Source organism: Streptomyces sp. NPDC048106 (assembly GCF_040706415.1).
Taxonomy (GTDB): domain Bacteria; phylum Actinomycetota; class Actinomycetes; order Streptomycetales; family Streptomycetaceae; genus Streptomyces.
In genome coordinates, this window is the sequence record NZ_JBEZND010000014.1 from 119,955 (window position 1) to 146,699 (window position 26,745).

The following is a 26,745-nucleotide window of genomic DNA, read 5'->3' on the forward strand; positions in this document are numbered from 1 at the left end:
GCGCGGAACGTTACCGTATCGCGATCAGATGACCACTTCGACGCCCTCGCCGGGTGCTTTACCTGACACCCGTTCGGATTCCAGGGCCTGCTGCAGGATGATGACGGCCGCGGCCTGGTCGATGACGGCCCGGCCCTTCTTGGACTTCACGCCCGAGGCCCGCAGTCCCTGCGTGGCCGTCACGGTCGTCATCCGCTCGTCCACGAGACGGACCGGCACCGGCCCGATGCCCTTGGCGAGCTCCTGGGCGAAGGCGCGGACCTTGACGGCGGCCGGGCCCTCGCCCCCCTTGAGGGAGCGAGGGAGGCCGACGACCACCTCGATCGGCTCATACTCCGCCACCAGTTGACGCAACCGGCGGTGGGCGGCGGGGATGTCCCGGCCGGGGACCGTCTCCACCGGAGTGGCGAGGATCCCGTCGGGGTCGCACGAGGCGACCCCGATCCGGGCGTCCCCGACGTCGATCGAAAGCCGACGTCCTCTGCGCATTTCCGACCGTTTCCTTACTTGGCTATCACTTGGCGGTCTCGGTGACGAGCCGCTCGACGGCCTCGGTGGCCTCGCCGACGGCGGCCGGGTTCTGGCCGCCGCCCTGGGCGACGTCCGGCTTGCCGCCACCGCCGCCGCCGAGGGTCTTGGCGGCCGTCCGCACCAGGTCGCCGGCCTTCAGGCCGCGCTCGCGCGCGGCCTCGTTGGTGGCGATGACCGTCAGCGGCTTGCCGTTGTTCACCGTGAACAGGGCGACCACGGCGGCCCGGCCGCCCTGGATGCGGCCGCGCACGTCGAGGACCAGCTTGCGCAGGTCGTCCGGCGTGGTGCCGTCCGGCACCTGGCCCGTGACCAGGGCGATGCCCCGCACGTCCTTGGCCGAGTCGGCGAGCGGGCCGGCGGCCTGGAGCACCTTCTCGGCGCGGAACTTCTCGATCTCCTTCTCGGCGTCCTTCAGCTTGCCGAGCATGGCGGAGACCTTCTCCGGCAGCTCCTCCGAGCGGCCCTTGAGCAGTTCGGTGAGCTGGTTGACGACCGTGTGCTCACGGGCGAGGAAGTTGTAGGCGTCCACGCCGACCAGGGCCTCGATACGACGCACACCCGAGCCGATGGAGGACTCGCCGAGCAGCTTCACCAGACCCAGCTGGGCGGTGTTGTGCACGTGGGTGCCGCCGCACAGCTCCTTGGAGAAGTCGCCGATGGTCACCACGCGGACCCGCTCGCCGTACTTCTCGCCGAACTCGGCGATGGCGCCCTGCTTCTTGGCCTCGTCGATGCCCATGACCTCGGCGTGCACGTCGAGGTCGCGGGCCAGCACCTCGTTGATCTTCTGCTCGACGTCGGTCATCACGGCCGTCGGCACGGCGGACGGCGAGCCGAAGTCGAAGCGGAAGCGGCCCGGCTGGTTCTCGGAGCCGGCCTGGGCGGCCGTCGGGCCGAGGGCGTCGCGCAGCGCCTGGTGGGTGAGGTGGGTGGCGGAGTGGGCGCGGGCGATGGCCTTGCGGCGGCGCACGTCGATGGAGGCCTGGGCCTTGGCGCCGACCGTCACCTCGCCGACCTGGACGACGCCCTTGTGGACGTAGACGCCCGGGACCGGCTTCTGGCAGTCGCGGATCTCGATCACGGCACCGGAGTCGGCCCTGATCCGGCCGGTGTCGCCGATCTGGCCGCCGCCCTCGGCGTAGAACGGGGTGCGGTCCAGGACGACCTCGACCTCGTCGCCCTCGGTGGCGGCCGGCGAGGAGACACCGTCGACCAGGAGGCCCACGATGGTGGACTCGCCCTCGGTGTCGGCGTACCCGATGAAGTCGGTGGCGCCGGCGCTGTCGGCGATCTCGCGGTAGGCACCGAGATCGGCGTGGCCGGTCTTCTTGGCCTGGGCGTCGGCCTTGGCGCGCTCCCGCTGCTCCTTCATCAGGCGGCGGAAGCCGTCCTCGTCCACGGACAGGCCCTGCTCGGCGGCCATCTCCAGGGTGAGGTCGATCGGGAAGCCCCAGGTGTCGTGGAGCAGGAAGGCCTTGTCGCCGGAGAGGATGGTGCCACCGGACTGCTTGGTCTCGGTGACGGCGGTGTCCAGGATGTTGGTGCCGGCCTTCAGCGTCTTCAGGAAGGCGTTCTCCTCGGCGACGGCGACCTTCTCGATGCGCTCGCGGTCGGTGACCAGCTCCGGGTACTGCTGGCCCATCATGGCGATCACGGTGTCGATCAGGTCCTTGACGACCGGACCCGTGGCACCCAGCAGGCGCATGTTGCGGATGGCGCGGCGCATGATGCGGCGCAGCACGTAGCCGCGGCCCTCGTTGCCCGGGGTGACGCCGTCGCCGATGAGCATCACGGACGTGCGCATGTGGTCGGTGACCACGCGCAGGGAGACGTCCGAGTCGTGGGCGTCGCCGTAGCGGACGCCGGTCAGCTCGGTGGCCTTCTCGATGACGGCCATGGAGGTGTCGATCTCGTACATGTTCTGCACGCCCTGCAGAATCATGGCGAGGCGCTCCAGGCCGAGGCCGGTGTCGATGTTCTTGCTGGGCAGGTCGCCGAGGATCTCGAAGTCGTCCTTGCCGGTGCCCTCGCCCCGCTCGAACTGCATGAAGACGAGGTTCCAGATCTCCACGTACCGCTCGTCGTTGACGGCCGGGCCGCCCTCGACGCCGAACTCGGGGCCGCGGTCGTAGTTGATCTCGGAGCAGGGGCCGCAGGGGCCGGGGACGCCCATGGACCAGAAGTTGTCCTTCTTGCCCAGGCGCTGGATGCGCTCCTTGGGCACGCCGACGACCTCGTGCCAGATCTGCTCGGCCTCGTCGTCGTCCTGGTAGACGGTGATCCACAGGCGCTCGGGGTCGAGGCCGTAACCGCCCTTGTCCTGGGGGCTGGTGAGCAGCTCCCAGGCGTACTTGATGGCGCCTTCCTTGAAGTAGTCGCCGAAGGAGAAGTTGCCGCACATCTGGAAGAACGTGCCGTGGCGGGTGGTCTTGCCGACCTCTTCGATGTCGGGCGTGCGCACGCACTTCTGCACGCTGGTGGCGCGCGGGGACGGCGGCTTGACCTCGCCCAGGAAGTAGGGCTTGAAGGGCACCATGCCGGCGGGGACGAGGAGCAGAGTCGGGTCGTCCGCGATGAGCGACGCCGAAGGGACGACGGTGTGCCCGCGCTCCTCGAAGAAGCTCAGCCAGCGGCGGCGAATCTCGGCCGACTCCATCAGTGGTCCTCATTCCGGTTGGACGGGTGCCTCGTGGGAGGCACCGCGTCGGTGTACTTCGGGTTGGTGCGGTCGGTGCTGTACTCGATGGCGGCGAGCCGCCGGGGGGCGGGGAGCCCGGGGGCCTCCTGGATGCCGAGGGCCTCCTGGAGTTCGTTCTCCCGCCGGGCCATGTTGTCGCGGACGTCGAGCGCGAAGCCGACCGCGCGGTCCTTCAGGCGCTGTCCGGTCTCCAGGGCCTTGTCGGCCGCGGTGACGGCCAGGCTCTCGGGGGTGAGCTGCCTCAGCTTGCGGTTGACCTTGGTGGTGGCCCAGACGCCGGCGGCGACGCCGGTGGTGAACCAGAACGAACGGCGGAACATGGCTCGGTCTCAGTCCCTCTTCCCGCGGAGGTTGCGCTTGCGCCGTGCGGCGGGGACCGTGCGGCCCACGATCACGGTACGCCGGGGCGACTTCTCGGGCACCTGTCCCTCCGGTGCCTCCTTGCGGCCGCCGAGCGCCCTGCGGACGCCGTAGCCGAAGGCGGCGACCTTGACCAGCGGGCCGCCGAAGGTGGAGGCGACGGTGGTCGACAGGGCGGAGGCGTTCGAGGTGACCTCCTGGACGTCGGTGGCGATCGCGTCGACCCGGTCGATCTGGGTCTGCGCGGAGCGCACCGCCTGGGAGGCGTCCGCGAGCAGCGGGACGGCCTGGTCGGTCACGTCCGCCACGAGCTTGGTGGTCGCCTTGAGCGTCTGGGCCAGCCTCGCGAGGGCCACCGCGAGGAAGGAGACCAGGATCGCCCAGAAGACGGCCACCAGGATCCCGGCCACCTCGCCACCGGACACTGTGCGCACCCGCTCCCTGAAACGTGCCTGAGCATCGGAAAAGTCGTGTCCCGAGCCTATCGCGCCGGGGCGGACGCTCCGTACCCGATTACCGGCGTACGCGGTGGGGTCACGGGAAGCGATTGTACGGAATGAACACGGTTCAGTACGCTCCGTGTCCCATGCGAGGTCCTCAGTGCCCAGAACCTTTCGGCGACGGCGAGCCGCCCCTTGAACTGACCGGATTCGTCGGACGCGCGGCGGAGGTGGAGGGGCTCGCCGCGGCGCTGCGGTCGGCCCGGCTGGTGACGGTGACCGGGGCCGGCGGCGTGGGCAAGTCCCGGCTGGCCGCGCGGGTCGTGGCGGGCTGGGAGACGGCGCACGGCTGGGTGGAGCTGGCGCCGGCGCACGACCCGGAGTTCGTGGAGTACGAGGTGGCCGAGGCCCTCGGGCTGACCGACCACACCACCCGGGCGCCGCGCGAGGCGGTACTGGAACAGCTGGCCGGCCGCCCGGCGCTGCTGGTCCTCGACGGGTTCGAGCATCTGGTGGCGGCCACGGCCGAGCTGGTCGGCGAGCTGCTGCGGAAGCTGCCGGAGCTGCGGGTGCTGGCGGTGGGCCGGCGTCCGCTGGGCCTCGCGGGCGAGCGGCTGTTCCCGCTGGCGCCGCTCGGCGCGGACGAGGCGGTGGAGCTGTTCACGGACCGGGCCCGGCAGCAGGGGGTCACGGTGTCCGACGGCCCCGAGGTGCGGGAGCTGTGCCGGCGGCTGGACGGCATCCCGCTGGCGCTCGAACTGGCGGCGGGGCGGCTGCGGGCCCTGTCCCCCGCGCAGCTCCTGGACCGCCTGGACGACCGGTTCCGGCTGCTGACCGGCCGCGACCGCGATGTGCTGCCCCGGCACCAGACGCTGCGCACGGCGATCGGCTGGAGCCACGAGCTGTGCACCCCGCCCGAGCGGCTGCTGTGGGCGCGGCTCACGGTGTTCGCCGGGACCTTCGACCTGGAGGCGGTGGAGTACGTGTGCAGCGGGGCCGGGCTGCCCGACACCGAGATCCTCGACGTGCTCTCGGAGCTGCTGGCCCAGTCGGTGATCGCCCGCGAGGAGACCCCGGCGGGGTCGCGCTACCGGATGCTGGACAGCGTGCGGGCCTACGGCGCCGGCTGGCTGGAGGCGACCGGGGACGCGGCCCGGCTGCGCCGGCGGCACCGGGACTGGTACCTGGGCCTGGCGACCTGGTGCGAGCTGGAGTGGTTCTCGCCCCGGCAGCGGGAGGTGGCCGCGCGGGTGGCGGTGGAGCTGCCCAGTCTGCGGGCCGCGCTGGAGTTCTGTCTGACCGAGCCCCGGGAGGCGCATCTGGGCCAGTACCTGGCGGGATCGCTGTGGTACTGCTGGGTGGGCTGCGGGCGGCTGGCGGAGGGGCGGCGCTGGCTGGAGCGGAGCGTCGCGCTGGAGTCGGGCTACGAGCTCTCCCGGCTGAAGGCGCTGTGGGTGCTCGGCTATGTGGCGGTGCTCCAGGGCGACAGCGGGCCTGCGCTGGAGGCGCTGCGCGTGTGCCGGGAGCGGGCGGAGCGGTCGGGGGACGCGTCGGCGGTGGCGTACGCGGAGCACCGCACCGGTTGTCTGGCGCTGGTCACGGACGATCTGCCGCGTGCAGAAACGCTGCTGCGCTCGGCGCTGGCGCGCTACGGGGAGATCGGCGAGCTGAACAGCAACGTGCTCATGGGGCGGGTCGAGCTGGCGATGACGCGCGCCTTCCAGGGCGACCTGCCGGACGCGGTGCGGCTGTGCGAGGACGTGCGCCGGGTGTGCGAGGAGCACGGGGAGCGCTGGGCACGGTCGTACGCGCTGTACGTGCTGGCGTACGCGGCCTGGGCGGAGGGCGCGCCGGGGCGGGCGCGGGAGCTGCTGACCGAGTGCCTGCGCCATGTCCACGCCTTCGACGACCTGCTCGGCTCGGTCCTCGCCCTCGAACTCCTCGCCCTGGTGACGGCGGCCGAGGGCGATCCCGCCGAGGCCGCCGTCCTCCAGGGCGCGGCCGCCCGTTTATGGCCCTCGGTGGGCCTTCCCCTCTTCGGCTCGGCGCACTACAACGCCCCGCACGCCCGGTGCGAGACGGCCGCCCGCGGGGCGCTCGGCGATGCCGGGTACGAGGAGTGCGTACGCCGCGGGGCGCGCCTGGACCGGGAGGCGGCGGTGAGCCGGGCGCTGGAGCGGGAGGGTGCGGGGCCGTCGGCCTCGGTGCCCGCTCCGCGCGGGGCGGGCCGGCGGGACGCGGTGCGCACGGGCGGCGGCCACGAGGCCGGGAAATGCCGGTAGGCCGGGACGCGCGGGTAGCCGGGAAAACGCGGACCCGCCGCCCCCTGCCCGGAAGGGCGGGGAGACGGCGGGCCGGAGTGCGGTGCTACGCCGGGGCTGGGGTCAGCGGGCGTAGTACTCGACGACGAGCTGCTCGTCGCAGATCACCGGGATCTCCTTGCGGTTCGGCTCGCGGTCCAGGCGGAACGCCAGGGCCTTGAGGTTCACCTGGAGGTAGCGCGGGGTCTCGCCGTCCGCGGCGAAGCCACCCTCGCGGGCGATCTGGAAGAGCGTCTTGTCCTTGGAGCGGTCGCGGACCTGCACGACGTCGTCCGGACGGACACGGAAGGACGGCTTGTCGACCTTCTGGCCGTTGACCTGGATGTGGCCGTGGACGACCATCTGGCGGGCCTGGTAGATGGTGCGGGCGAGACCCGAACGCAGGACCAGCGCGTCGAGGCGGCGCTCCAGCTCGATGATCAGGGCCTCACCGGTCTTGCCCTGAACCTTGGAGGCACGCTCGTAGGCGCGGACGAGCTGGCGCTCGGACACGTCGTACTGCGCGCGCAGACGCTGCTTCTCCAGCAGACGGACCTTGTAGTCCGAGTTCTGCTTGCGGCCGCGGCCGTGCTCACCCGGCGGGTAGGGGCGGGCCTCGAAGTACTTGACGGCCTTCGGGGTCAGCGCGATGCCGAGGGCACGCGACTTCTTGACCTTGGGGCGGGACTGGTTCGCCACTGTCTCAATCTCGTTTCGTAGTGTTCGGCTTGCCAGGGTTTCGGGAGGTCGCATCCGCAGCCGGGAAAACCCGCTGGTCCGCGAGGGACCTGCCGGGCAGCCGTTTCCCTGGTCTGGGCACATACGTGCAGCACGCGAGTGGCCCACCGACCGCTCCCGGGCTCCGGGTGGTGGTGGGCTGCCCGCGACACCGTTCGACGGTGCGCGACGCTCCTGGAGTCCGTCCCCGGGGGGACGGGAGCTCCGGCCCGCTGTCCCGCTCTGACGGCACGGGACTGGGCGCTTCGGAGCATTCTACAGGCTGCTCAGGGCCGCCTGCGACCGAGGTGCCTGCGGGTCCAGTCGACCGCGTCGGCGTAGCGCGCCTCGGCGCCGTGCCGGCTCGGCGCGTAGTACTCGCGGTCCTTGAGCGCGTCCGGGGCGTACTGCTGCTCGGCGATGCCCTCGGGCAGGTCGTGCGGGTACACGTACCCCTGCGCGTGGCCGAGCTTGGCGGCGCCCTTGTAGTGGCCGTCGCGCAGATGCGGGGGCACCGCGCCCGCCAGGCCCTTGCGGACGTCCTCCAGGGCGGCGCCTATCGCGGTCGTCGCGGAGTTGGACTTGGGGGCGAGCGCGAGGGCGATGGTGGCGTGGCTGAGGGTCAGGGCCGCCTCGGGGAAGCCGATCATGGCGACGGCCTGGGCGGCGGCGACCGCGATGGGCAGCGCGTTCGGGTCGGCCAGGCCGATGTCCTCGCTGGCGGAGATCATCAGGCGCCGCGCGATGAACCGGGGGTCCTCGCCGGCCTCGATCATGCGGGCGAGGTAGTGCAGGGCCGCGTCCACGTCGGAGCCGCGGATGGACTTGATGAGGGCGCTGGCTACGTCGTAGTGCTGGTCGCCGTCGCGGTCGTAGGTGACCGCCGCGCGGTCCACGGTCTGTTCCAGCGTGGCGAGGGAGATCTCGCTCTCGTGCTGGTCGAGGGCGGCCCCGGCGGCGGCCTCCAGGGCGGTCAGGGCGCGGCGGGCGTCGCCGCCCGCGATGCGCAGCAGGTGGTCCTCGGTGTCCTCGGGGAGGGTGACCGCGCCCTTCAGGCCGCGCTCGGCGTCCAGCGCGCGTCTGAGCAGGCCGCGGATGTCGTCGTCGGTGAGGGGTTCGAGGGTGAGCAGCAGGGAGCGGGACAGCAGCGGGGAGATCACCGAGAAGTAGGGGTTCTCGGTGGTGGCCGCGATCAGGGTCACCCAGCGGTTCTCGACCGCGGGGAGCAGGGAGTCCTGCTGGGCCTTGCTGAAGCGGTGGATCTCGTCCAGGAAGAGGACGGTCTCGGTGCCGAAGCCGCCGGCGGCGCGGCGGGCGCCGTCGATGACCGCGCGCACCTCCTTGACGCCCGCGGTGATCGCGGACAGCTCCACGAAGCGCTTGTTGGTGGCCTTGGAGACGACGTACGCGAGGGTGGTCTTGCCGGTGCCGGGCGGGCCCCACAGGATCACCGAGGACGGTCCGGCGGGGCCGCCCGAGCCCTCGCCGACCAGGCGGCGCAGGGGCGAGCCGGGCTTGAGCAGGTGCTGCTGGCCCACGACCTCGTCGAGCGTGCGCGGGCGCATGCGCACCGCCAGGGGGCTGGCCGCCGGGTCCTTCTCCTGGCGTTCTTCTGCTGCGGCGGTGAAGAGGTCGGGTTCCACGCTGAAACCCTAAGACACGGCACCGACAATGCGGCCCGGCCCCCGGCCGGGGCCGGGCGCCGGGCCGGGGCCGGGCGCCGGGCCGGGGCCGGGCGCCGGGCCGGGGCTCAGGCCCAGAGCTGGCTGCCCCAGCGGGTCAGGATCAGCATGGCGATGATGCCGCAGTGGGTGACCGGCAGCACCCAGGTGAACTCGCCGAAGAAGGAGCGCAGCCAGCGCGGGGCGGGCAGGAACTCGTTGCGGACGTTGGACGAGGTGACGTACCAGAACATGGTGATCGTGGCGACCCAGGCCAGGGAGCACCACAGGCACAGCGCGTTGATCCGGTACAGGGACTCGAACTGGAGCCAGGTGACGAAGCAGACACCGAAGAGGGTGCCGAAGTTGAACGTCAGCCAGTACCAGCGCGGGAAGCGGGCGCGGGTCAGCAGGCTCATGCCGACGCAGATCACGATGCCGTAGCAGACCAGGCCCAGCATCGGGTTGGGGAAGCCGAAGACGGCGGCCTGCTTGCTCTCCATGACGCTGCCGCAGGAGACCACCGGGTTCACGCTGCACCCGGGGGTGAAGGTCTTCCCGGCGACCTTGTATTCGAGGATCTTGAACTTGTCGAGCGTGATCACCCAGGCGGCCAGGACTCCGGCCGCGCCGGTGATGACCAGCAGCAGGGCGAAGGCGCGGCTGCCGCCCACCGTGCGGGCGTCGGCGGGGCGGCCGGGACCGGGCACCGCGGAGACGTCGTTGACTGTCGTCTTGCTCATCACGCCGATTCCGTCACTTGGGAGTGGGACCAACTTCGGGCACCGGCCATTGTGCCGCACCCTTCTGTGTATCCACCGCCGGAATCGTCTGGCAGGGACAATCGGCGCCCACCGGGTTGACGACCGCCGAGACGGGGGCCGGACGGCACACGGCCGTCCGGCCCCTCGCTCAGCCGAGCCGGGACTCCAGCTCCGCCACGATCTCGTTGACGCCGATCGCGGTCTGCTCGCCGGACTCCATGTCCTTGAGCTGGACGATGCCCTCGGCGAGGTCGCGCTCACCGGCGACCAGGGTGTACCGCGCACCACTCCTGTTGGCGTTCTTCATGGCCCCCTTGAGGCCCTTGCCGCCGTACGCGAGGTCCGCCGCGATGCCCACCTTGCGCAGCTCGGTGACCTTGGCGAACAGCAGGCGTCGGGCCTCCTCGCCGAGCGGGACCGCGTAGACGGAGGTGGTGGACGGGAGGTCCAGCTCCACACCCTCGGCCTCCAGCGCGAGGACCGTGCGGTCGACGCCGAGGGCCCAGCCGACCGACGGCAGCGCGGGGCCGCCGATCATCTCGGACAGGCCGTCGTAACGCCCGCCGCCGCCCACCGCGGACTGCGAGCCGAGACCGTCGTGCACGAACTCGAAGGTGGTGCGGGTGTAGTAGTCCAGGCCGCGGACCAGCTTCGGGTCGTCCTCGAAGGCCACGCCCGCCGCGGTGATCAGCTCGCGGACCTCCTCGTGGTACGCCTTGCACGCGTCGCACAGGTAGTCGCGCAGCAGCGGAGCGCCGGTGAGCTGCTTCTGGACCGACTCGCGCTTGTCGTCCAGGACGCGCAGCGGGTTGATCTCGGCGCGCCGGCGCGTGTCCTCGTCGATGTCCAGGCCGCGCAGGAAGTCCTGGAGCGCGGCCCGGTACACCGGCCGGCACTCCTTGTCGCCCAGGCTGTTGAGCAGGATGCGGAAGTCGCGCAGGCCCAGCGAGCGGTACGCCTGGTCGGCCAGGATGATCAGCTCGGCGTCGAGCGCCGGGTCCTCGGCGCCGATCGCCTCGGCGCCGACCTGGGAGAAGTGGCGGTAACGGCCCTTCTGGGGGCGCTCGTAGCGGTAGTACGAGCCCGAGTACCAGAGCTTGACCGGGAGGTTGCCCGACTTGTGCAGGTTGGCCTCCAGGGCCGCGCGCAGCACGGAGGCCGTGCCCTCGGGCCGCAGGGCGAGCTTGTCGCCGCCCTTGGTCTCGAAGGCGTACATCTCCTTGGTCACGATGTCGGTGGACTCGCCCACCCCGCGCGCGAACAGCTCGACGCTCTCGAAACCGGGCGTCTCGATGTAGCCGTAGCCGGAGTTGCGCAGCGGGGCGGCGATGGCCTCGCGGACCGCCAGGTACTTCGCGGAGTCCGGCGGGATGAGGTCGTAGGTGCCCTTGGGGGCCTGGAAGGTGCTCACGGAAGCTCTCTCGTCACATTCCTCGTCGGGGAGCCTGGGCGGCTCCCTGGCCGGCGGCCACGTCCCGCAGGAAGGGGTTGGTGGCGCGCTCGCGGCCGATGGTCGTCTGGGGGCCGTGACCGGACAGGACCACGGTGGAGTCGTCGAGCGGCAGGCACACCCGTGCCAGCGACCCGAGGATGTCCGTCATGGATCCGCCCGGCAGGTCGGTGCGTCCGATGGAGCCGGCGAACAGCAGATCCCCGGAGAAGAACACCGACGGGATGTCGGCGCCCTCGGGCATCCGGAAGGTCACCGACCCCTTGGTATGGCCCGGCGCGTGCGCGACGGAGAACTCCAGTCCGGCCAGCTCCAGCTTCGCGCCGTCGGTCAGCTCCCTGACGTCGTCGGGCTCGCCCACGGTCAGCTCGCCCATGAGCGGCATGCCGATGGAGCGGCCGAGCGCCTTCTCCGGATCGCTCATCATGAAGCGGTCCTCGGGGTGGATCCAGGCGGGCACGTCGTGGGCGCCGCACACCGGGACGACCGAGGCCACATGGTCGATGTGGCCGTGGGTGAGGACGACGGCGACGGGCTTGAGCCGATGCTTCTTCAGTGCTTCCTCGACTCCCTCGGCGGCCTGGTGGCCCGGGTCGATGATCACGCACTCCTCACCAGCGGCGGGGGCGACGAGGTAGCAGTTCGTCCCCCAGGCCCCGGCGGGGAACCCGGCAATGAGCACGATCGTCCTTCGTTTCGTCGGTGGGCAGACGGTGACAAGGCGGCCTCGGCCGCACTCAGAGCCTACCGGCGCTGCCGTTTCCTCAGCGAACCCATATACGGTACGGGGCTACACGCAGTGGTCGGCCCACGAGGACGCACGCGTACCGCTCGACATACGACACGCATGAGGAGACAACCCGGTGGTCAGCCAGGAGCAGCGGCGGCGTCAGCTCGCCCGGGAGAAGTTCTTGCGGCAGCAGCAGCGGCGCACCGAGTCGCGGCGCAAGGCCCGCGTGCGCAACTCCGCGATCGCGTCCGTACTCGGCGTGATCGTGATCGGCAGCGTGGCGCTCTACACGACCCATGTGCTGGGGGGCGACGACAAGAAGACCGACGCCAGCGCCAAGACCACGCCGAGCGCGTCCGCGCAGCCGAGCAAGGCGCCGGACCCGTGCAAGAAGGCGGCGGCGGGCTCGGTGAAGAAGCTCAGCTGGAAGAAGGAGCCGGCGATGTCGATCGACACGTCGGCGAAGTACACGCTGGACCTCGCGACGACGTGCGGTGACATCCCCATCGCGCTGAAGACGTCGGCGGCCCCCCACACGGTCAACTCCTTCGACTTCCTCGCGGGCAAGGGCTACTTCGACCACACCAAGTGCCACCGCCTGACCACGCAGGGCATCTACGTGCTCCAGTGCGGCGACCCGCAGGGCACCGGCATGGGCGGTCCCGGCTACACGCTGCCGGACGAGAACCTGAAGGACGCGAGCCTGAAGAAGAACACCTACCCGGCGGGCACGGTGGCGATGGCCAACACCGGCCAGAAGCACACCGGCGGCAGCCAGTTCTTCCTCGTGTACAAGGACAGTCCGCTGCCGCCCCAGTACACGCCGTTCGGCACGATCAGCGCGTCCGGCATGAAGGTGCTGAACAAGATCGCGGCCGCGGGCGAGGCAACCGGTCAGGGTGACGGTGCCCCGAACGCGACCGTGGTGATCGACAAGGCGACGGTCGCCAAGTCCTGAGTCGGTCAGGGCCGTAGGCGGAATTTCGGTCGCGCTGGATGCGGACAGGGAACCCGCTGGTCGCCTATGTTGGCCGTGACGAAACTGTGGTCGATGCCCGGGGGTGCTGAGGCGCCCCGCAGGCATCATGTGGAGGAGGCGCTGTGAGCAGCGACCCGTGGGGCCGCGTCGACGAGACGGGGACCGTGTACGTGCGTACGGCCGACGGCGAGCAGGTCGTCGGATCGTGGGCGGCCGGCTCCCCTGAGGAGGCGCTGGCCTACTTCGAGCGCAAGTACGAGGGCCTGGTTGTCGAGATCGGCCTCCTCGAGAAGCGAGTGCGCACCACCGACCTGTCGGCGAAGGACGCCCAGGCGGCCATCGACCATCTGCGCGAGCAGGTGGACGCGCACCACGCGGTCGGTGATCTGGCGGCGCTGCGCGAGCGGCTGGACAAGCTGGTGCAGACGGTCGAGGCCCGCCGCGAGGAGCGCAAGGCGCAGCGGGCCAAGCAGTCCGACGAGGCCCGCAAGGCCAAGGAGGACCTGGTCGCCGAGGCGGAGCAGCTGGCTCAGTCCGACCAGTGGCGGGCCGCGGGTGAGCGGCTGCGGGCGCTGGTGGACACCTGGAAGGGGCTGCCGCGTCTGGACCGCAAGTCCGACGACGAGCTGTGGCACCGCTTCTCGCACGCCCGGTCGGCGTTCTCCAAGCGCCGCAAGGCGCACTTCGCGCAGCTCGACGCGCAGCGCGAGGACGCCCGTCGGGTCAAGGAGCGGCTGGTCGCCGAGGCCGAGGCGCTGTCCGGCTCCACGGACTGGGGTCCGACGGCGGCCCGTTACCGCGATCTGATGTCGGAGTGGAAGGCGGCCGGCCGCGCCCAGCGCGAGCACGAGGACGACCTGTGGAACCGCTTCCGCGGCGCCCAGGACCTGTTCTTCGCGGCGCGCAGCTCGGTGTTCGCCGAGCGGGACGCGGAGCAGTCGGAGAACCTGAAGCTCAAGGAGGAGCTGGCCGAGGAGGCCGAGAAGCTCCTGCCGATCGGCGATCTGAAGGCCGCCCGCGCCGCCTTCCGTTCGATCAACGAGCGCTGGGAGGCCATCGGTCACGTCCCGCGGGACGCGCGGCCGAAGGTCGAGGGCCGGATGCACGCTGTCGAGCGGGCGATCCAGGAGGCCGAGGAGGCCGAGTGGCGCCGGACGAACCCGGAGGCGCGTGCGCGTGCCGAGGGTCTGACCGGTCAGCTCCAGGCCGCCGTGGACAAGCTGGTGGCGCAGATCGAGCAGGCCCGCGCGCAGGGCAACAGCTCGAAGGCCGACAAGCTGCAGAAGGAGCTGGACGGCCGCCAGGCGCTGCTGGACCAGGCCCTGAAGGGCCTGCAGGAGTTCGGCGGCTGATTCGCCGGCAGGAAAGGGCCTCGTACGCGTGTACGGGGCCCTTTCCCGTGCGTTCTGCCACGGTTCCGCGGCGGGTTACGACCGGCTGCGTCCCGAGGTCACGCGGTAGACGTCGTACACGCCCTCCACGCCCCGTACGGCCTTCAGGACGTGGCCGAGGTGCTTGGGGTCGCCCATCTCGAAGGTGAAGCGGGAGGTGGCGACGCGGTCGCGGGAGGTCTGGACGGCGGCCGAGAGGATGTTGACGTGCTGGTCGGACAGCACGCGGGTGACGTCCGACAGCAGCCGGGAGCGGTCCAGTGCCTCGACCTGGATCGCGACCAGGAAGACCGAGGACTGGGTGGGTGCCCACTCGACGTCGAGGATGCGTTCCGGTTCCCGGGACAGCGACTCCACGTTGACGCAGTCGCTGCGGTGCACGGAGACGCCGCTGCCGCGGGTGACGAAGCCGATGATCGGATCGCCGGGTACGGGCGTGCAGCAGCGGGCCAGCTTGACCCACACGTCGTCGACGCCCTTGACCACCACGCCGGGGTCGGCGCTGGAGCGGCGCTTGCGGCCACGGCCGCGGGACGGCGGGACCGACTCGTCGATCTCCTCGGTGGCGGCCTCCTCGCCGCCGAGGGCCTGCACCAGCTTCTGCACGATGTGCGGCGCGGAGACGTGGCCCTCGCCTATCGCCGCGTACAGCGCGGAGATGTCCGAGTAGCGCATCTCGTGGGCGAGCGTGATCAGGGAGTCGCCGTTGAGGATGCGCTGGATCGGCAGGTTCTGCTTGCGCATGGCCCGCACGATGGCGTCCTTGCCCTGCTCGATCGCCTCGTCCCGGCGCTCCTTGGAGAACCAGGCGCGGATCTTGTTGCGTGCCCGGGGCGACTTGACGAAGCCGAGCCAGTCGCGGGAGGGCCCGGCGCCGGGTGCCTTGGAGGTGAAGACCTCCACCAGGTCGCCGTTGTCCAGGGTGGATTCGAGCGGTACGAGGCGGCCGTTGACCCGCGCGCCTATGGTGCGGTGGCCGACCTCGGTGTGCACGGCGTAGGCGAAGTCCACCGGGGTGGCGCCGGCCGGGAGCGCTATGACGTCGCCCTTGGGCGTGAAGACGAAGACCTCGTTGCGCGACAGGTCGAAGCGCAGGGACTCCAGGAACTCGCCCGGGTCCTCGGTCTCCTTCTGCCAGTCCAGCAACTGCCGCAGCCACGCCATGTCGTTGATGGCGTCCTTGTCCTTGCCGGCCGTCCTGGGCGCGTCGGTGCGCACCTTGGAGGCGCCGGCGACGGCCTCCTGCTTGTACTTCCAGTGCGCGGCGATGCCGTACTCGGCGCGGCGGTGCATGTCGAAGGTGCGGATCTGGAGTTCGACGGGCTTGCCGTTGGGACCGATCACCGTGGTGTGCAGCGACTGGTACATGTTGAACTTGGGCATCGCGATGTAGTCCTTGAACCGGCCGGGGACCGGGTTCCATCGCGCGTGCACGGTGCCGAGGGCGGCGTAGCAGTCGCGGACCGTGTCGACGAGGACACGGATGCCCACCAGGTCGTAGATCTCCGCGAAGTCGCGGCCGCGGACGATCATCTTCTGGTAGACGCTGTAGTAGTGCTTCGGGCGGCCGGTGACGGTCGCCTTGATGCGGGCGGCGCGCAGGTCGGACTGGACCTCGTCGGTCACTATGGCGAGGTACTCGTCGCGCTTGGGCGCCCGTTCGGCGACCAGCCGGACGATCTCGTCGTACATCTTGGGGTAGAGGATCGCGAAGGCGAGGTCCTCCAGTTCCCACTTGATGGTGTTCATGCCCAGGCGGTGGGCGAGCGGCGCGTAGATCTCCAGGGTCTCGCGCGCCTTCTTCTCCTGCTTCTCGCGCTTGAGGTAGCGCATGGTGCGCATGTTGTGCAGGCGGTCGGCGAGCTTGATGACCAGGACGCGGGGGTCCTTGGCCATGGCGACGACCATCTTGCGCACGGTCTCGGCCTGCGCGGCCTCGCCGAACTTGACCTTGTCCAGCTTGGTGACGCCGTCGACGAGGAGGGCGACGGTGTCGCCGAAGTCGCGGCGCAGCTGGTCGAGCCCGTACTCGGTGTCCTCGACGGTGTCGTGCAGCAGGCCCGCCATCAGCGTGGCCGGGTCCATGCCCAGCTCGGCGAGGATGGTGGTGACCGCGAGCGGGTGGGTGATGTACGGGTCGCCGCTCTTGCGCTTCTGGCCGCGGTGCCAGCGCTCGGCGACCTGGTAGGCGCGCTCGATCTGGCGGAGGGTGGAGTTCTCGATCTTCGGGTCGTTGCTGCGCACTATCCGCAGCAGCGGCTCCAGGACCGGGTTGTAGGGGTTGGCGCGCTGGACGCCGAGGCGGGCCAGGCGGGCGCGGACGCGGTTGGAGGAGCCGGTGCGGGGCTGCACGGAGGGCGGGCGCACGACGGGGGGCTGGGCCGGGCGCTCCACCGGGACCGCCGGTTTGGGACGCGCGGCCTCCGCGGACTTCTCGACGGGCGCGGACGGGGCGTGTTCGACCGCCCCGCGGGTGTCGTTCTTCGGGGTCGACACGTTCGGCGCGGGCTTGGCCGCGGGCGCCGAGGCGGGCTCGGGCTTGGCGGCGGCCAGTGGCTGGGCCTCGTCTGGCAAGAGGGCTCCTCGTGCACGTTCCGGGTCCCCCGGTCAGGCTCCGGAGACCCCATGGTAGCGATCCCGCCGCCGCGGATCGCCCGCAGGCGGTTCGTAGGGACCGACTACCCCCGTAACACCGGGGGCGCACGTGGGATTCCGTGAGACTGCCGGGGAGCGATTCCCGGGGCCGACGGAGGGCCGGAGGGCCTGGGTTCCGGAGGCGGGAACATCGGACGCTACGGGGCGGTACCGGGGGGGTGGTCTCTGTGCGGTGGTCCGGTCCCGGAAAGGGCGGTCCCGCACAGAAGGCGACCCAAGAGGGGGCGACCCCGGTGGCTGGTCCTTGGTGAGGGCGACTCCAGCGGACGCGGTCCCGGCCGGGGCGATTCCACCGGACGCAGCGTCGGCAGCCGCAGTCCGTCCAGGCGGGGCCCGGCGGCCGCAGTCCGCGCGGGGAACCCGGCGGAGCCCGGCTGGGGCGCTACAGGCGGGGGCTCGGCGGGGGTAGTCCTGGCGGGGAGATTCCAGCGGGCGAAGTCCCGGCGGGCGCGATCACGACGGGCCGATTCCGACGGGCCCATCCCGGGCGGGCGAGCGCAGACCATGGGGGCCCGGCGGAGGTCCGGCAGAGGGATCCCAGTGGGGCAGGCCCGGCGGAGGCCTGGCAAGGGGTGACTCCGGGGGGGGCGGCGGCTCCGGAAGGGTGGTCGTGGCCGGGGCTATTCCGGCGGGGCGCCATCCCCGCCGACAGGCCGGTCCCAGGAGGGCGTGGTTCCGGCGAGGGAAATCCGGTGGGGAACGGGGAACGCCGTACGGCCGCCTCGGTGGGGGCCGGGACGATTCCGGTGGGGCCATCCCGGCCGGAGCGGTTCCGGCGGACGCGGGGCCGGCGGGTGTCTCGGTGGGAGTAGCTCTGGCGGGGCGCCGTCACGCTGGGGCGGTCCGACCGGCGGCCGTCCGGCGCGGGGGGGTCCGGAGGGGGCCGGTGGGGAATGGCGTACGGCCGCCTCGGCGGGGAGCCGGGGCGGCCGTACGCGGTTGTTGGTCAGACCTGGAGGAGGGCCTCCAGAGGGGCGCCCGCGAGGGCCGGTTCCAGGCGGGTGCGGCCGCCGAGGAAGCCCAGCTCCATCAGGACCGCGAGGCCCGAGACCTCGGCACCGGCGCGCTGGATGAGGTGGATCGCCGCCTCGGCGGTGCCGCCGGTGGCCAGGACGTCGTCCACGATCAGGACGCGGTCGCCGGAGGTCAGGTCCTCGGCGTGCACCTCGATCTCGGCCGAGCCGTACTCCAGGTCGTAGGCCTGGCTCAGGGTGGCGCCGGGCAGCTTGCCGGCCTTGCGGACCGGGATGAAGCCCAGGCCCGCGCGGACCGCGACGGGGGCGCCGAGGATGAAGCCCCGGGCCTCCAGGCCGACGATCTTGGTGGCGCCGGTGCTCGTGGCGATGCCCGCGAGCGTGTCGGTGAGGACGGTGAACGCGGCGGGGTCCGCCAGGAGCGGGGTGATGTCCTTGAACATCACGCCCGGCTCCGGGTAGTCCGCTACGTCACGGATGCGGCTGAGCAGCAGCTCCTGGATGTCGGTCATCGGCGCTTCCCCGCCTGACGGCCGCGGCCGCGGCCACGGGTGGAGGGCTGGTTGCGCGGGCCGACCACGGCGGGCGCGGCGTCCTCGGGGTCGTCACCCCCGGTGGTCAGGTCCTCCTCCGAAGCGGCCTGGGCACGCTTGGCCATGATCCGCTTGGTGAGCGCCTTCATCGCGGGCTCGCGCTCCTTGAGGTCGGCGACGAGCGGGGTGGCGATGAAGATCGAGGAGTACGCACCGGCCGCGAGGCCGACGAACAGCGACAGCGAGATGTCGTTGAGGTCGCCGGCGCCGAGGAAGCCGCCGCCGATGAAGAGCAGACCGGCGACCGGCAGCAGGGCGACGACCGTGGTGTTGATGGAGCGGACCAGGGTGCCGTTGATCGACCGGTTGGCGATCTCGCTGTAGGTGAAGCGGGTCTGCCGGGTGATGTCCTTCGTCTGCTCCTTGAGGCTGTCGAAGACGACGACCGTGTCGTAGAGCGAGTAACCGAGGATCGTGAGCAGACCGATGATGGTGCCGGGCGAGACCTCGAAGCCGACCAGGGCGTAGATACCGGTCGTGATGGTGATGTCGTGGATCAGGGCGACCAGGGCCGCGATGGCCATGCGCCACTCGAAGGCGATGGCCAGGTAGATCACGACGAGCACCATGAAGATCGCCAGGCCCTCCCAAGCCTTGTTGGCGATCTGCTGGCCCCAGCTCGGGCCGACCAGGTCGGCGGCGAGCTTCTCGGGGTTGAGCTTCAGGTCCTTGGCGAGGTTGTCCTTGATCTTGTCCGACTCGGCGGTGTCCACGCCGGCGATCTGGATGCGCAGGCTGCCGTTGCCGAGCTTCTGCACCACGGCCTCGTGGCCGGAGGCGTCCTTGGCGTACGTCTCCGCCTGGGCCACCGAGGTGCTCATGTGGTTCGGCGTGGTGAAGACGGCACCGCCCTGGAAGTCGATGCTCATGTTCAGGCCGCGCACCGCCAGGCCGAGGATGGCCGTGATGGTGATCAGGATCGAGACGCCGTACCAGATCTTGCGCTTGCCGATGAAGTCGTAGCTGATCTCGCCGCGGTGCAGCCGGGCGCCGATGGAACCGAGTTTCGACATCGCTCACGCCTCCTTCGGGTCGACAGGGCCGGCGGCGGGGCCGGCGGGACGGCGGGTGCGGCGCAGCGGCGGCTTGCCGCCGAGGCTCTTCGGGTCGAGTCCGGACCACTTGTGGCCGTTCGCGAAGAACTTGCGGCGGGCGAGCAGGGTCATCAGCGGCTTGGTGAACAGGAAGACGACGACCACGTCGAGCACGGTGGTCAGGCCCAGCGTGAACGCGAAGCCCTGGACCTTGCCGACGGTCACGATGAACAGGACCGCGGCGGCGAGGAACGACACGAAGTCGGAGACCAGGACGGTGCGCCGGGCGCGCGGCCAGGCACGCTCGACGGCGGGGCGCAGCGAGCGGCCCTCGCGGATCTCGTCCCTTATGCGTTCGAAGTAGACGATGAACGAGTCCGCGGTGATACCGATGGCGACGATGGCGCCGCAGACGGCCGGCAGGTTCAGCGCGAAGCCGATGGTCGGGCCGAGCAGCGACATGATCACGTAGGTGAGGATCGCGGAGACCACCAGGGAGGCCATGGCGACCAGCGACAGGCCGCGGTAGTAGACCACCAGGTAGATCACGACCAGGGCCAGGCCGATGGCGCCGGCGAGCAGACCGGCGTGCAGCTGCTCACCGCCGAGCGCGGCGGTCACGGTGGTGACGGACTGCTCCTGGAAGGAGAGCGGCAGGGCGCCGTACGACAGCATGTTGGCGAGGCTCTGCGCGTCCTGCTGGGTGAAGCTGCCGGAGATCTCCGCCTGGCCGCCGGTGATGGCCTGGCTCACGTACGGGCTGGAGACGACCTCGCCGTCCAGGACGATGCCGAACTCGTTCTGCGGGGTCTGGTTCTTCGCCAGCTGGCCCGTGATGTCGGCGAACTTCTTGGCGCCCTTGGAGGTGAAGGTCATCTGGACCTGCCAGCCGGAGGCGCCCTGGGTGTCGAAGACGGCCTGGGCCTTCTTCACCTCGGTGCCGTCCACGGCGGCCGGCCCGAGCACGTACTTGTAGTAGTTCTTGCCGACCTTGCCGCAGGCGATGGTCGGGTCACTCGGCTTGGCCTTGTTGCCGGCCTTGGCGCGATCGTCGGCCTTGGAGCAGTCCAGCGCGGCGTACTCGGCCTGGAGCTTGGCGGTGTCCGCGCTGCCCGAGGGGGTCGGGGTGGGCTGCGGCGAGGAGCCGCCGGTGGGGGTCGCGCTCGGCGAGGGGCTGGAGCCCGCCTTGAGCGCGTCGGTGACCGCGCGGCCCTGGGTGGTCGCGGAGGCGGTGGGGGACGTGGTCGACGGCGAGGACGACGACGAGGAGGAGGCCTTCTGCGAGGAGGAGGCGCCCGGGGAGGGGCTGGCACCCGGCTTGGGCGAGGAGCCGCCGGTCGGGGAGCCGCTCGGCGAGGGGCTGGGCGTGACGCCGCTGGGCTCGCTCGCCAGAACCGGCCGGAAGTAGAGCTTGGCGGTGGTGCCGACCTGCTGCTGGGCCTCCTTGGAGTTGGTGCCCCGCGGGATGTTGACGATGATGTTGTCGGTTCCCTGGGTCTGCACCTCCGCTTCGGAGACGCCGAGGCCGTTGACGCGGCGGTTCATGATGTCGACCGCGGTGTCCATGTTGGCCTTGTTGACCGCGGACCCCTGGTCGGCCTTCGCCTTGAGCGTGATGCTCGTACCACCGGCGAGGTCGATGCCGAGACGCGGAGTGGTGTGCCCGGAGGCGAACATCCCTCCGGTGAGCGCCACGATGGCGATCAGGATGAAGGCCAGTGAGCGCCCTGGTTTGCTCTGGGCGCTCGCGCTCCGGCCCTTCTTAGGTGCTGCCACCTTCTCGTACTCCCTCTCGGGCCGCTCGGCGCCCGGCGGCGCTCGGCGGCCATGACTGGTGTCGGGCTCCCGTGCGGGAAACAGACGCGCCCGGTGGTGCGCGGGGCGTGATTATGCCGTCTCGCGCACCACCGGGGCGTGACTACTTCGCGTCGGAGTCGCCGTCGGTCTTCTTCGGCTGGTCCTCCGTCTTGGCCTCGGCGGCCTCGGACCCGGCGGCGGCGTCCTCGTCGGCGTCCTTCTTACCGAGGTCGATCTTGTCGTCGGAGGCGGCGGCGGATCCGTCGGTCTCGTCGGTCTCGGTGAGGGAGGAGGCGTCGTCCGGGACGATGTCGGCGTCGGACTTCAGGTCGTGCTCGATGCCGTGCACGATGCGGTTGTACTCGTCGTCGGTGAGCACGGCGCCGATCGCGTTCTTCGCGAAGAGGAGGTCGACGCCGGGGGCGGCGTCGAGGAGGACGGTGTCCTCGTTGATCTCCTTGACCGTCGCGTACATTCCCCCGATCGTGCGGACACCGGATCCGGGCTGCATCTCGTTGCGCATCTGCGCGGCCTGCTGCTGCTTCCTCTTCGCAGAGCGCGTCATCAGGAACATGGCGGCGATGAGCACGATGAACGGGAGAAGGGTATAGGGATTCACGGGACGGGATTTCCTTCGCGCGACCGCGACGGAGAGCGGCCTTTTCGGGGATGGGGGTGTGTCGGCGCCGCCCACAAGGGCGGCATCGGCGGAGTCTAAGCGAGTCCGCACACATGGAACAACGCTCAGCATGGCACCTGGGTTCCTCACTCGGCCACTGCCGAAGCGGCGGGGCGCCCGGTGCCCGTGGCGTCACGTCCCGAACAGGTCCTGTTGTCCGTTTCCCGGCGTGGCGGAGCCGGGCGGGGTGAGACCGAGGTGTGTCCAGGCGGCGGGCGTGGCGACGCGGCCGCGCGGGGTACGGGCCAGCAGGCCCTCGCGGACCAGGAAGGGTTCCGCGACCTCCTCGACGGTCTCCCGCTCCTCCCCCACCGCGACGGCCAGGGTGGACAGGCCGACGGGGCCGCCACCGAAAAGCTTCAGCAAAGCCTGCAGGACGGCGCGGTCCAGCCGGTCCAGGCCCCGCGCGTCGACCTCGTAGACGGCGAGGGCGGCCGCGGCGATCTCGCGGGTGATCACGCCGTCCGCCTTGACCTGCGCGTAGTCGCGGACGCGGCGCAGCAGGCGGTTGGCGATGCGGGGGGTGCCGCGGGAGCGGCCGGCGATCTCCGCGGCGCCGTCCGGCTCGATGCCGACGTCCAGGAGCTGCGCGGAGCGGTGCACGACGCGCTCCAGTTCGCGGGGCTCGTAGAACTCCATGTGCGCGGTGAAGCCGAAGCGGTCGCGCAGCGGGGGCGGCAGCAGTCCGGCCCGGGTGGTGGCGCCGACCAGGGTGAACGGGGGCAGTTCGAGGGGGATGGCGGTGGCGCCGGGGCCCTTGCCGACGATGACGTCGACCCGGAAGTCCTCCATCGCCATGTAGAGCATCTCCTCGGCGGGCCGGGACATGCGGTGGATCTCGTCGAGGAAGAGGACCTCGCCCTCCTGGAGGGAGGAGAGGATCGCGGCGAGGTCGCCGGCGTGCTGGATGGCCGGTCCCGAGGTGATGCGGATGGGGGCGCCCATCTCGGCCGCGATGATCATCGACAGGGTGGTCTTGCCGAGGCCGGGGGCGCCGGAGAGCAGGACGTGGTCGGCGGTGGCGCCGCGCGCGCGGGCCGCCCGCAGCACCAGGTCGAGCTGTTCGCGGACCTTCTCCTGGCCGATGAACTCGCCGAGGTCCTTGGGGCGCAGGGCGGCCTCGACGGCCTGGTCCTCGCGGTCGGCGACGGAGTCCACCAGCCGCTCCGCGGCGGGGGTGTCGGCCGGGTCGTCCCAGTTCATGTGGTGTGCCTCAACAGGGTGGGGGTCAGCGGGCTCGGTTCAGGGTCTGCAGGGCGGCCTTCAGCAGCGGTCCGACCTGCGGGGTGCCGCCCGCCGCCTCGGCCCTGGGGGCCACGGCGGCCACGGCCTCGTCGGCCTCGCGGGGGGCGTAGCCGAGGCCGATGAGGGCCGCGTGCAGCTGGTCGCGCCAGCCCTGGGTGACGGCCGGGGCGCCGGTCACGGCGGCGCCGACGGGCGCGCCGAGGCGGTCCTTGAACTCCAGGAGCAGCTTCTGGGCACCCTTCTTGCCGATGCCGGGGACCGCGGTGAGGGCCTTCTCGTCACCGGTGGCGACGGCGCGGCGCAGCGCGTCCGGGGTGTGCACGGCGAGCATGGCCTGGGCGAGGCGGGGGCCGACGCCGCTGGCGGTCTGGAGCAGCTCGAAGACCTGGCGGGTGTCGTCGTCCGCGAAGCCGTAGAGGGTCAGCGAGTCCTCGCGCACGACCAGGGAGGTGTGCAGTTTGGCGGGCTGTCCGACGCGGAGTGTGGAGAGGGTGTCCGGGGTGCACTGGACGGCCATGCCGACGCCGCCGACCTCCACCACCGCGGCGTCGGGGGCGAGCGCGGCGACCGTGCCGCTGACGAAGGCGATCATGCCGTACGGCCTTTCGTTGCGTGGGCGGTGTGCAGGGCGACGGCCTGCTGGAGCCGGTTCTGGGCGGGGGCGCGCCAGATGTGGCAGATGGCGAGGGCGAGGGCGTCGGCGGCGTCGGCGGGTCTGGGCGGCGCGGCGAGCCGCAGGAGCCGGGTGACCATGGCGCCGACCTGGGCCTTGTCTGCGCGGCCCGAGCCGGTGACGGCGGCCTTGACCTCGCTGGGGGTGTGCAGCGCGACGGGGATGCCGCGGCGGGCGGCGCACAGCATGGCGACGGCGCTGGCCTGGGCGGTGCCCATCACGGTGCGCACGTTGTGCTGGCTGAAGACGCGCTCCACGGCGACGAACTCGGGCCGGTGCTCGTCCAGCCACTGTTCGATGCCCTGCTCGACGGCGAGCAGCCGGTGGCTGAGTTCGGCGTCCGCGGGGGTGCGTACGACGCCGACGCCGACCATGGTGAGCGGGCGCCCCGCGACCCCCTCGACCACGCCGACACCACACCGGGTCAGTCCCGGGTCCACCCCCAGCACCCGCACGGGCCCCTCCCTCCGGCCGCTCGCCGACCGCTCGATCACCTGTTTGCGCAGGCTATCGGGTGCCACTGACAACGCCGCGCACCAACGCCCGTACCGACGCCCGCCGACCCCGCGCCGGACGGCCCGGCGCCCGACAACGCGACGGGCCGACGGGGTGTGTCCCGTCGGCCCGGTCGGTCAGCCGTGCGCGTTACGCGTCGACCTTCTCCATGACCTCGTCGCTCACGTCGAAGTTGGCGAAGACGTTCTGCACGTCGTCGCTGTCCTCCAGGGCGTCGATCAGCTTGAAGATCTTCTTGGCGCCCTCCTCGTCCAGCTCGACCTGCATGGTCGGGACGAAGTTGGCCTCGGCGGAGTCGTAGTCGATGCCGGCCTCCTGGAGGGCGGTGCGGACCGCGACCAGGTCGGTGGCCTCGCTGAGCACCTCGAAGGACTCGCCGAGGTCGTTGACCTCCTCGGCACCGGCGTCCAGGACGGCACCGAGCACGTCGTCCTCGGTCAGCTCGCCCTTGGGGACGATGACGACGCCCTTGCGGTTGAAGAGGTACGACACCGAGCCCGGGTCGGCCATGTTGCCGCCGTTGCGGGTCATGGCCACGCGGACGTCGGAGGCGGCGCGGTTGCGGTTGTCGGTGAGGCACTCGATGAGCACCGCGACACCGTTCGGGCCGTAACCCTCGTACATGATCGTCTCGTAGTCGGCGCCGCCGGCCTCGAGACCGCCGCCGCGCTTGATCGCGGAGTCGATGTTCTTGTTCGGGACCGACTGCTTCTTGGCCTTCTGGACGGCGTCGTAGAGAGTCGGGTTACCCTCCAGGTCGACGCCGCCCATGCGCGCCGCGACCTCGATGTTCTTGATCAGCTTCGCGAAGAGCTTGCCGCGCTTGGCGTCGATCACGGCCTTCTTGTGCTTCGTCGTAGCCCATTTAGAGTGGCCGGACATCTGCCTGTCTCCTTCGCGTTACCCATCTATGAACGAACGCCTGAGATCCTACAAGGACTGCGCGGTGGCGTTGGCGCGCACCATGTCCACGAAGAGGGCGTGGACCCGGTGGTCCCCGGTCAGTTCCGGGTGGAACGACGTGGCGAGCGCGTTGCCCTGGCGGACGGCGACGATGTGGCCGCCGTGCTCGGCGAGCACCTCGGTGTCCGCGCCCACGGACTCGACCCAGGGGGCGCGGATGAAGACGCCCTCCACAGGATCGCCCGTGATGCCCCGCACGTCGACCGCGGCCTCGAAGGACTCGTTCTGGCGGCCGAAGGCGTTGCGGCGCACGATCATGTCGATGCCGCCGACGGTCTCCTGGCCCGAGCGCGGGTCGAGGATCTTGTCGGCCAGCATGATCATGCCGGCGCAGGTGCCGTAGACGGGCATGCCCGCGCGCACCCGGGCGCGCAGGGGCTCCATCACGCCGAAGAGCACGGCCAGCTTGGAGATGGTGGTGGATTCGCCGCCGGGCAGGACGAGGGCGTCGACCTCGGCGAGTTCCTCGGGGCGCCGCACCGGCCTGGCCACGGCGTCCGCCGCGGCCAGGGCGATGAGGTGCTCCCGTACGTCGCCCTGGAGTGCCAGGACGCCGATGACAGGAGTGTTCATGGGATTCGTGTACCTGTGGGTCCGGGCTTACCAGCCGCGGTTCGCGTAGCGCTCGGTCTCGGGGAGGGTGTCGCAGTTGATGCCGACCATGGCCTCGCCGAGGTTGCGGGACGCGTCCGCGATGATCTTCGGGTCGTCGTAGAAGGTGGTGGCCTTCACGATGGCGGCGGCGCGCTTGGCCGGGTCGCCGGACTTGAAGATGCCGGAGCCGACGAACACGCCCTCGGCGCCGAGCTGGCGCATCAGGGCCGCGTCGGCCGGGGTGGCCACGCCGCCGGCGGAGAACAGCACCACGGGGAGCTTGCCCAGCTCGGCGACCTCCTTGACCAGCTCGTAGGGGGCGCGCAGCTCCTTGGCGGCGGCGTACAGCTCGTTGTTGTCGCAGCCGCGCAGCTTGGCGATCTCGCCCTTGATCTGGCGCAGGTGGCGCACGGCCTCCACGACGTTGCCGGTGCCGGCCTCGCCCTTGGAGCGGATCATCGCGGCGCCCTCGGCGATGCGGCGCAGGGCCTCGCCCAGGTTGGTGGCGCCACACACGAACGGGGTGGTGAAGGCCCACTTGTCGGAGTGGTTGACCTCGTCGGCCGGGGTGAGCACCTCGGACTCGTCGATGTAGTCCACACCGAGGGACTGGAGGACCTGGGCCTCGACGAAGTGGCCGATGCGGGACTTGGCCATGACCGGGATCGAGACGGCGTCGATGATGCCCTCGATCATGTCCGGGTCGGACATGCGGGCCACGCCGCCGTCCTTGCGGATGTCGGCCGGGACCCGCTCCAGGGCCATGACGGCGACGGCGCCCGCGTCCTCGGCGATCTTCGCCTGCTCCGGGGTGACGACGTCCATGATGACGCCGCCCTTGAGCTGCTCGGCCATGCCGCGCTTCACGCGGGCGGTACCGGTCTCGGGAGCCTGGTTCTCGGTGGTGGACACGGGCGACCTCACTGAAGTGAAAGACGGTTTTCTGCTGCACCGAGGAAACGCGAGTCGACCAGGCCACAGCAAGGGCCAATGGAAAGCCG

At 71.2% G+C, this 26,745-nt stretch carries 23 protein-coding genes; 3 read left to right on the forward strand and 20 right to left on the reverse strand.

Features of this window, described 5'->3' with window-relative positions; genetic code table 11:
* Positions 1-24: 24 nt before the first annotated feature.
* From ruvX to AB0927_RS17130, 4 genes are read right to left on the reverse strand one after another with little or no spacing between them, the layout of a single operon-like run.
* Positions 25-489, reverse strand: coding sequence for a Holliday junction resolvase RuvX (gene ruvX / locus AB0927_RS17115; protein ID WP_366668398.1), 465 nt, complete (start codon positions 487-489; stop codon positions 25-27).
* A gap of 25 nt (positions 490-514) precedes the next feature.
* The gene (alaS, locus tag AB0927_RS17120; protein WP_366668399.1) at positions 515-3,187 is read right to left on the reverse strand and encodes an alanine--tRNA ligase; all 2,673 of its coding nucleotides are present in this window, start codon (positions 3,185-3,187) and stop codon (positions 515-517) included.
* A complete protein-coding gene (locus tag AB0927_RS17125) occupies positions 3,187-3,549 on the reverse strand; it encodes a hypothetical protein (RefSeq protein WP_366668400.1) in 363 nt (120 codons plus the stop codon). The genes alaS and AB0927_RS17125 overlap by 1 nt, the downstream gene beginning before the upstream one ends.
* Before the next feature lie 9 nt (positions 3,550-3,558).
* Positions 3,559-4,014 (reverse strand): DUF948 domain-containing protein, encoded by a 456-nt coding sequence (locus tag AB0927_RS17130; RefSeq protein WP_366668438.1) that lies wholly within the window; start codon positions 4,012-4,014, stop codon positions 3,559-3,561.
* A gap of 161 nt (positions 4,015-4,175) precedes the next feature.
* Between AB0927_RS17130 and AB0927_RS17135 the strand changes: the two genes are divergently transcribed.
* A complete protein-coding gene (locus AB0927_RS17135) occupies positions 4,176-6,311 on the forward strand; it encodes an AAA family ATPase (protein WP_366668401.1) in 2,136 nt (711 codons plus the stop codon).
* Positions 6,312-6,413: 102 nt separating this feature from the next.
* On the opposite strand, the gene rpsD is transcribed toward AB0927_RS17135, so the two are convergent.
* The 5 genes from rpsD to AB0927_RS17160 all read right to left on the reverse strand — a co-directional run bounded on the left by rpsD (position 6,414) and on the right by AB0927_RS17160 (position 11,603).
* Complete coding sequence (rpsD, locus tag AB0927_RS17140; RefSeq protein WP_366668402.1) at positions 6,414-7,028, reverse strand: 30S ribosomal protein S4; 615 nt, start codon at positions 7,026-7,028, stop codon at positions 6,414-6,416.
* 305 nt (positions 7,029-7,333) lie between these two features.
* The gene (locus tag AB0927_RS17145; RefSeq protein WP_366668403.1) at positions 7,334-8,689 is read right to left on the reverse strand and encodes a replication-associated recombination protein A; all 1,356 of its coding nucleotides are present in this window, start codon (positions 8,687-8,689) and stop codon (positions 7,334-7,336) included.
* A gap of 107 nt (positions 8,690-8,796) precedes the next feature.
* Positions 8,797-9,450, reverse strand: coding sequence for a vitamin K epoxide reductase family protein (locus AB0927_RS17150; protein ID WP_366668404.1), 654 nt, complete (start codon positions 9,448-9,450; stop codon positions 8,797-8,799).
* A gap of 169 nt (positions 9,451-9,619) precedes the next feature.
* Entirely contained in the window at positions 9,620-10,882 is a 1,263-nt protein-coding gene (gene hisS / locus AB0927_RS17155; protein ID WP_366668405.1) for a histidine--tRNA ligase, read from the reverse strand.
* 13 nt (positions 10,883-10,895) lie between these two features.
* Positions 10,896-11,603, reverse strand: coding sequence for an MBL fold metallo-hydrolase (locus AB0927_RS17160; RefSeq protein WP_366668406.1), 708 nt, complete (start codon positions 11,601-11,603; stop codon positions 10,896-10,898).
* 181 nt (positions 11,604-11,784) lie between these two features.
* Here AB0927_RS17160 and AB0927_RS17165 point away from each other — a divergent pair, with 181 nt between their 5' ends.
* Entirely contained in the window at positions 11,785-12,609 is an 825-nt protein-coding gene (locus AB0927_RS17165; RefSeq protein ID WP_366668407.1) for a peptidylprolyl isomerase, read from the forward strand.
* 143 nt (positions 12,610-12,752) lie between these two features.
* Positions 12,753-13,982, forward strand: coding sequence for a DUF349 domain-containing protein (locus tag AB0927_RS17170; RefSeq protein ID WP_366668408.1), 1,230 nt, complete (start codon positions 12,753-12,755; stop codon positions 13,980-13,982).
* Positions 13,983-14,057: 75 nt separating this feature from the next.
* Here AB0927_RS17170 and AB0927_RS17175 read toward each other — a convergent pair whose 3' ends face one another.
* The 11 genes from AB0927_RS17175 to pdxS all read right to left on the reverse strand — a co-directional run bounded on the left by AB0927_RS17175 (position 14,058) and on the right by pdxS (position 26,656).
* Positions 14,058-16,595 (reverse strand): bifunctional (p)ppGpp synthetase/guanosine-3',5'-bis(diphosphate) 3'-pyrophosphohydrolase, encoded by a 2,538-nt coding sequence (locus AB0927_RS17175; protein ID WP_366668409.1) that lies wholly within the window; start codon positions 16,593-16,595, stop codon positions 14,058-14,060.
* A 1,027-nt stretch (positions 16,596-17,622) separates the two neighbouring features.
* The gene (locus tag AB0927_RS17180) at positions 17,623-18,162 is read right to left on the reverse strand and encodes an adenine phosphoribosyltransferase (RefSeq protein ID WP_366668410.1); all 540 of its coding nucleotides are present in this window, start codon (positions 18,160-18,162) and stop codon (positions 17,623-17,625) included.
* A complete protein-coding gene (secF, locus tag AB0927_RS17185; RefSeq protein ID WP_366668411.1) occupies positions 18,159-19,256 on the reverse strand; it encodes a protein translocase subunit SecF in 1,098 nt (365 codons plus the stop codon). The genes AB0927_RS17180 and secF overlap by 4 nt, the downstream gene beginning before the upstream one ends.
* Positions 19,257-19,259: 3 nt before the next feature.
* The gene (gene secD, locus AB0927_RS17190; protein WP_366668412.1) at positions 19,260-21,053 is read right to left on the reverse strand and encodes a protein translocase subunit SecD; all 1,794 of its coding nucleotides are present in this window, start codon (positions 21,051-21,053) and stop codon (positions 19,260-19,262) included.
* 142 nt (positions 21,054-21,195) lie between these two features.
* A complete protein-coding gene (gene yajC, locus AB0927_RS17195) occupies positions 21,196-21,693 on the reverse strand; it encodes a preprotein translocase subunit YajC (RefSeq protein ID WP_366668413.1) in 498 nt (165 codons plus the stop codon).
* A gap of 192 nt (positions 21,694-21,885) precedes the next feature.
* On the reverse strand, positions 21,886-22,956 hold the full coding sequence (gene ruvB, locus AB0927_RS17200; protein WP_366668414.1) for a Holliday junction branch migration DNA helicase RuvB: 1,071 nt from the start codon (positions 22,954-22,956) through the stop codon (positions 21,886-21,888).
* Between the two features lie 25 nt (positions 22,957-22,981).
* The gene (ruvA, locus tag AB0927_RS17205) at positions 22,982-23,590 is read right to left on the reverse strand and encodes a Holliday junction branch migration protein RuvA (RefSeq protein WP_366668415.1); all 609 of its coding nucleotides are present in this window, start codon (positions 23,588-23,590) and stop codon (positions 22,982-22,984) included.
* Positions 23,587-24,126 (reverse strand): crossover junction endodeoxyribonuclease RuvC, encoded by a 540-nt coding sequence (ruvC, locus tag AB0927_RS17210; RefSeq protein ID WP_366668416.1) that lies wholly within the window; start codon positions 24,124-24,126, stop codon positions 23,587-23,589. The genes ruvA and ruvC overlap by 4 nt, the downstream gene beginning before the upstream one ends.
* 190 nt (positions 24,127-24,316) lie before the next feature.
* Positions 24,317-25,069: a YebC/PmpR family DNA-binding transcriptional regulator gene (locus tag AB0927_RS17215; RefSeq protein ID WP_145483963.1), complete on the reverse strand. Its 753-nt coding sequence runs from the start codon at positions 25,067-25,069 to the stop codon at positions 24,317-24,319.
* A 48-nt stretch (positions 25,070-25,117) separates the two neighbouring features.
* Complete coding sequence (gene pdxT / locus AB0927_RS17220; RefSeq protein ID WP_366668417.1) at positions 25,118-25,723, reverse strand: pyridoxal 5'-phosphate synthase glutaminase subunit PdxT; 606 nt, start codon at positions 25,721-25,723, stop codon at positions 25,118-25,120.
* A gap of 27 nt (positions 25,724-25,750) precedes the next feature.
* Positions 25,751-26,656: a pyridoxal 5'-phosphate synthase lyase subunit PdxS gene (pdxS, locus tag AB0927_RS17225; RefSeq protein ID WP_037651067.1), complete on the reverse strand. Its 906-nt coding sequence runs from the start codon at positions 26,654-26,656 to the stop codon at positions 25,751-25,753.
* Positions 26,657-26,745: the final 89 nt, after the last annotated feature.